The 5,095-nt window shown below is 65.6% G+C and carries 4 protein-coding genes; 3 read left to right on the plus strand and 1 reads right to left on the minus strand.

Annotated features, from left to right (window positions below):
- On the plus strand, positions 1–518 hold a 518-nt coding region (locus tag EN780_RS27175), incomplete at its 5' end, for a S1 RNA-binding domain-containing protein (protein ID WP_128275838.1).
- On the opposite strand, the gene EN780_RS27180 is transcribed toward EN780_RS27175, so the two are convergent.
- Positions 519–1,430: a LysR family transcriptional regulator gene (locus EN780_RS27180; protein ID WP_127391477.1), complete on the minus strand. Its 912-nt coding sequence runs from the start codon at positions 1,428–1,430 to the stop codon at positions 519–521.
- A 106-nt stretch (positions 1,431–1,536) separates the two neighbouring features.
- Between EN780_RS27180 and EN780_RS27185 the strand changes: the two genes are divergently transcribed.
- Both EN780_RS27185 and EN780_RS27190 read left to right on the plus strand, forming a co-directional pair.
- Positions 1,537–2,727, plus strand: a complete 1,191-nt coding sequence (locus EN780_RS27185; protein WP_128275839.1) for an acyl-CoA dehydrogenase — start codon at positions 1,537–1,539, stop codon at positions 2,725–2,727.
- Positions 2,728–3,091: 364 nt separating this feature from the next.
- A partial coding sequence (locus tag EN780_RS27190) for a transglutaminase family protein (RefSeq protein WP_245500155.1) occupies positions 3,092–5,095 on the plus strand: 2,004 nt, incomplete at its 3' end.

Genomic DNA, 5,095 nt, shown 5'->3' on the forward strand with positions numbered 1-5,095 from the left:
CGCTCGATCCGCGTGTCTTCGTCGACGAGCGCTTCGGCCTGCCGACGGTGCGCGACATCCTTGCGGAGCTGGAAAAGCCCGGCCGCGATCCGCGTCCTGGTTTCAAGACGGCGACCTTTGCCGAGGGGGTTGACGACATCAAGGACCTGAAGCCGGGCATGCAGCTCGAAGGCACCGTCACCAATGTCGCCGCTTTCGGCGCCTTCGTCGACATCGGTGTGCATCAGGACGGGCTGGTCCACGTCTCGCAGCTGGCCGACCGCTTCATCAAGGATGCGCATGAGGTGGTGAAGGCGGGCGACGTGGTGAAGGTGCGCGTCGTCGACGTCGACATCAAGCGCAAGCGTATCGGCCTGTCGATGCGCAAGGATGGCGGCGAAGGTGAAGCGGCGCGCAGCGGCCAGCGTGACGGTGGCGGCAAGCCGGCGCCGCGCTCGCCAGCACCGCAACGCCAGCCGGAGCGGCCATCTCAGGGTGCGTTCGGCGCGGCGCTCGCCGAGGCGATGAAGCGCAAGTAGTTACCAGGCCAGGAAAGCCGGCTCCTTTTCAACCTGGCCCAGCAGCCAGTCGCGAAAACTGGCAACCGGTGGATGGCCGCGCTTGTCGTGGGGCACGACCAGATAGTAGGCGCTGCGGCTCTGCATCGGCTGGCCGGGGGCCGGCAGCAACTGGCCGCGCTGCAGTTCTCCGGCAATCAGGATTTCCGGCAGCAGCGCCACGCCGAGCCCCGCCATGCAGGCCTGGGCGACTGTGCCGAACTGCTCGAACTGCATGCCCGGCCCAGTCGGTGCGCTGAGACCCTGCTCCTCGAACCATTCGCTCCAGGCGCCAGGACGCGTCGCCATGTGCAGCAGCGGCAGGCGGCTGATATCGGCCGGCGTGGCGACGTCGCGGCTGGCCAGGAATTCGGGCGAAACCACCGGCATCACGGTTTCGCGCATCAGCAGCGTGCAGTCGGCATCCGGCCAGTCGGGCATGCCGTGATGGATTGCGGCATCCAGCCTCTCGCGGGCGAAGTCGAAGCGGCCGATGCGGGTGGCGAAGTTGATGGTGATGTCGGGGTGGCGGGCGACGAAATCCGGGATCAGTGGCATCAGCCAGCGTGTGCCGAAGGTTGGCAGGATTGCCAGGTTCAGCGCGCCGCTATGTCGATTGCTCATCAATCCGAGAGCGGCGTCGCGCAATTGACCAAGTGCTGAGCGCACCGCTTCGGCATAGATATCGCCCGCCGTCGACAGCCGGACATTGCGGCTGTCGCGCTCGAACAGCCGGCGTCCGAACTGCTCTTCCAAGAGGCTGATTTGCCGGCTGACGGCGCCTTGCGTGAGGTCGAGTTCGCGGGCGGCGGCGGTGAACGAGCCTAGCCGCGCCACCGCCTCGAAGGCGGCGAGGGCGGCTGTGGTGGGCAGGAGGCGGCGCTGGACGTTCATAATCCATTACTAACGCTCATTGATCTGTGATGCAATTTTGTTTGATTTTTTCCGTGCGGAGGTCGATAAGCCGGGCAATTCAAGATTTTGCCGGGAGAGTGAGGCCATGGCCGCCGAGAAGAATTCCTTCGTCTGGAACGATCCCTTCCTGATCGAGGGCCAGCTTTCCGAGGATGAGCGCATGGTGCGCGACGGCGCGGCGGCCTTCGCGGCCGACAAGCTCGCGCCGCGCATCGAGGAGGCCTATCTCGACGAGCAGACCGATCCCTCGATCTTCCGTGAGATGGGCGAGGCGGGCCTGCTCGGCATCACCATTCCCGAGGAGTATGGCGGTCTCGGCGCCAATTACGTGACCTACGGCTTGGTGGCGCGCGAGGTGGAGCGCATCGATTCCGGCTACCGCTCGATGATGAGCGTGCAGTCGTCGCTGGTGATGTATCCTATTCATGCCTACGGATCGGAAGAACAGCGCAAGAAGTACCTGCCGAAGCTGGCCTCCGGCGAATGGATCGGCTGCTTCGGCCTCACCGAACCGGATGCCGGCTCCGACCCCGGCGGCATGAAGACGCGCGCCGAGAAAACGACGAACGGCTACAGGCTTTCCGGCTCCAAGATGTGGATCTCCAACGCCCCGATCGCCGATGTCTTCGTCGTCTGGGCGAAATCGGCCGCGCACGACAACCAGATCCGCGGCTTCGTGCTGGAGAAGGGCATGAAGGGGCTGTCGGCGCCGAAGATCGGCGGCAAGCTGTCGCTGCGCGCGTCGATCACCGGCGAGGTGGTGATGGAAGGTGTCGAGGTCGGCGAGGAGGCGCTGCTGCCCAATGTTTCTGGCCTGAAGGGGCCGTTCGGCTGTCTCAACCGGGCGCGCTACGGCATCTCCTGGGGCGCGATGGGGGCGGCCGAGGATTGCTGGCATCGGGCGCGGCAGTACGGCCTCGACCGCAAGCAGTTCGGCAAGCCGCTCGCCGGAACGCAGCTCTTTCAGAAGAAGCTCGCCGACATGCAGACCGAGATCGCGCTCGGCCTGCAGGGCTCATTGCGCGTCGGGCGGCTGATGGACGAGGGCAAGATGGCGCCGGAGATGATCTCGATCGTCAAGCGCAACAATTGCGGCAAGGCGCTCGACATCGCCCGCCAGGCCCGCGACATGCATGGCGGCAACGGCATCCAGATCGGCTACCACGTCATGCGCCATGCGCAGAACCTGGAGACGGTCAATACCTATGAGGGCACGCATGACGTGCATGCGTTGATCCTCGGACGGGCGCAGACAAGCATCCAGGCGTTTTTCTAGACCGGGACGGCGCCATACAGGCAATCTGCGCGTCTGAGTGGATTGCCGATCGCGTTACTAACGGCTGCGCGATTGAGGACCGCCTTCCCCCACTCCGTCGCCGCTTCGCGGCGCCACCTCTCCCCCCTCCGGAGGGAGAGGAAGGGGCTCCAGCTGAGCTGGCTCACCCTTTCCTCTCCCCCGTCGATCGGGGGAGAGGTGTCGAGCGCAGCTCGACGGAGTGGGGTCGACCTGCTCGAGGTCGGGAAAGCACGGCGAGGCGCAACAAGGCGTTAAATTAGGTGCAGCGCAACATCTCTGCTTGGAGAATGGCCTGCATTTGTGTCAGGGTTCGGCGAATTGAAACGCCGAACTCAGGGGCCCCATGGCAATTCTGGCAGCCGTCCACCACCTGACCCACTACAGATACGACCGTTCGGTGGTTCTCGGGCCCCAGGTCATCCGGCTGCAGCCGGCGCCGCATTCGCGCACCAAGGTGCTCAGCCACTCGCTGAAGGTCGAGCCGAAGAACCATTTCGTCAATCTGCAGCAGGACCCCTACGGCAACTTCCTCGCGCGCTTCGTCTTCCCGGAGCCGGTGACCGAACTCAAGATCGAGGTCGATCTCGTCGCCGACATGACGGTCTACAATCCATTCGATTTCTTCGTCGAGGAATCGGCCGAGACTTTCCCGTTCGAGTATCCGGAAGAGATCAGGGAAGACCTCGCCATCTACCGGACGCCGGAGCCGGCCGGACCGCTGCTCTCGGCTTTCCTGGAGACCATCGACCGCGGCTCCAGGAACACCGTCAATTTCCTCGTCGACATCAATGCGCGGCTGCAGCGCGAGATCGCCTATATCGTGCGCATGGAGACGGGCGTCTTCTCGCCGGAGGAGACGCTCGCCGCCGCCAAGGGGTCGTGCCGGGATTCGAGCTGGCTGCTGGTGCAGATCCTGCGCAATCTCGGCATCGCCGCGCGCTTCGTCTCCGGCTACCTGATCCAGCTCAAGCCCGATCTGGTCTCGCTCGACGGGCCGCCCGGCACCGCGGTCGACTTCACCGACCTGCACGCCTGGTGCGAGGTCTATATCCCCGGCGCCGGCTGGATCGGTTTCGATCCGACCTCGGGCCTGCTCACCGGCGAAAGCCACGTGCCGCTCGCCGCCCATGGTGAGCCGACCTTCGTGTCGATCGACGATTTCGAATCCGCCGAGTGGAACACCGCCGCCGTGGGCCCGACCAAACGCGGCAAGGCGGACGAGTTGATCCGCCGATTGCGCGAGCGTTTCGCTCCGGGCGGTTTTCTCCATTACGGCCAAGGCAAATGGTATCCGGGCGAGAGCCTGCCGCGCTGGACCTTCTCGCTGTATTGGCGCATCGATGGCCAGCCGGTGTGGAGCGACCCGTCGCTGATCGCGCGCGAAAAGTGCAGCGTCGCGGTGGGTCCCGAACAGGCGCAAAGCCTGCTGACGGCGATCGCCGGCGAGCTCGGCATCGACGAGGCGATGGTCAGCGAGGCCTATGAGGACCCGGCCGAGTGGCTGCTCAAGGAAGGCAAGCTGCCGGACAATGTCGATCCCTCCAATTCCAAGCTCGAGGATCCGGAAGAGCGCAGCCGCATGGCGCGCGTGTTCGAGCGCGGGCTGACCAAGCCGTCGGGTTATGTGCTGCCGGTCCAGCGCTGGAACAGCCAGGCTGCCGGCCAGCGCTGGCGCTCGGAGAAATGGAAGACCAGGCGCGGCCGGCTGTTCCTGGTTCCCGGCGATTCACCGGTCGGCTATCGGTTGCCGCTCGGCACACTGCCCTATGTGCCGCCGGCGCAATTCCCCTACATCGTCCCGGTCGATCCGTCGCTGCCGCGCGGCCCGCTGCCGGCGCGCGAGGCTATCCTGCCGGGAGCCGCTCCGGCGGAGCTTGAAGGCGCCGACGAAATGGCGCGCCGCCAGCAGGCGGTGTCCTTCACCGCGGTAGCCGGCCAGCAGGACCGTGTCGAGCAGGAGATCACCGAGATCGGCGGTGCCGTGCGCACAGCGCTCACCGTCGAGCCGCGCGACGGGCGGCTCTGCGTGTTCATGCCGCCGGTCGAGGCGCTGGAAGACTATCTCGAACTGGTGGCGGCGGCCGAAAATGCGGCAAAGACCATCGGCCTGCCGGTGCATATCGAGGGCTACGGCCCGCCGCACGATCCGCGCCTTAACGTCATCCGTGTCGCGCCCGATCCCGGCGTCATCGAGGTCAACATCCATCCCGCCGCCAACTGGCAGGACTGTGTGGCGACGACGACCGCGATCTACGAGGAGGCGCGGCAGTCGCGGCTCCTCGTAGATCGCGGTCGTCGTCGCCACACAGTCCTGCCAGTTGGCGGCGGGATGGATGTTGACCTCGAT

The organism is Mesorhizobium sp. M4B.F.Ca.ET.089.01.1.1, assembly GCF_004022605.1.
Classification (GTDB): Bacteria; Pseudomonadota; Alphaproteobacteria; order Rhizobiales; family Rhizobiaceae; genus Mesorhizobium; species Mesorhizobium abyssinicae.

Excerpts from the sequence above, each read along its gene's own strand:
- EN780_RS27180 (WP_127391477.1), bottom strand. The coding sequence starts at position 1,430 with ATGAACGTCCAGCGCCGCCTCCTGCCCACCACAGCCGCCCTCGCCGCC.
- EN780_RS27185 (WP_128275839.1), top strand. The coding sequence starts at position 1,537 with ATGGCCGCCGAGAAGAATTCCTTCGTCTGGAACGATCCCTTCCTGATC.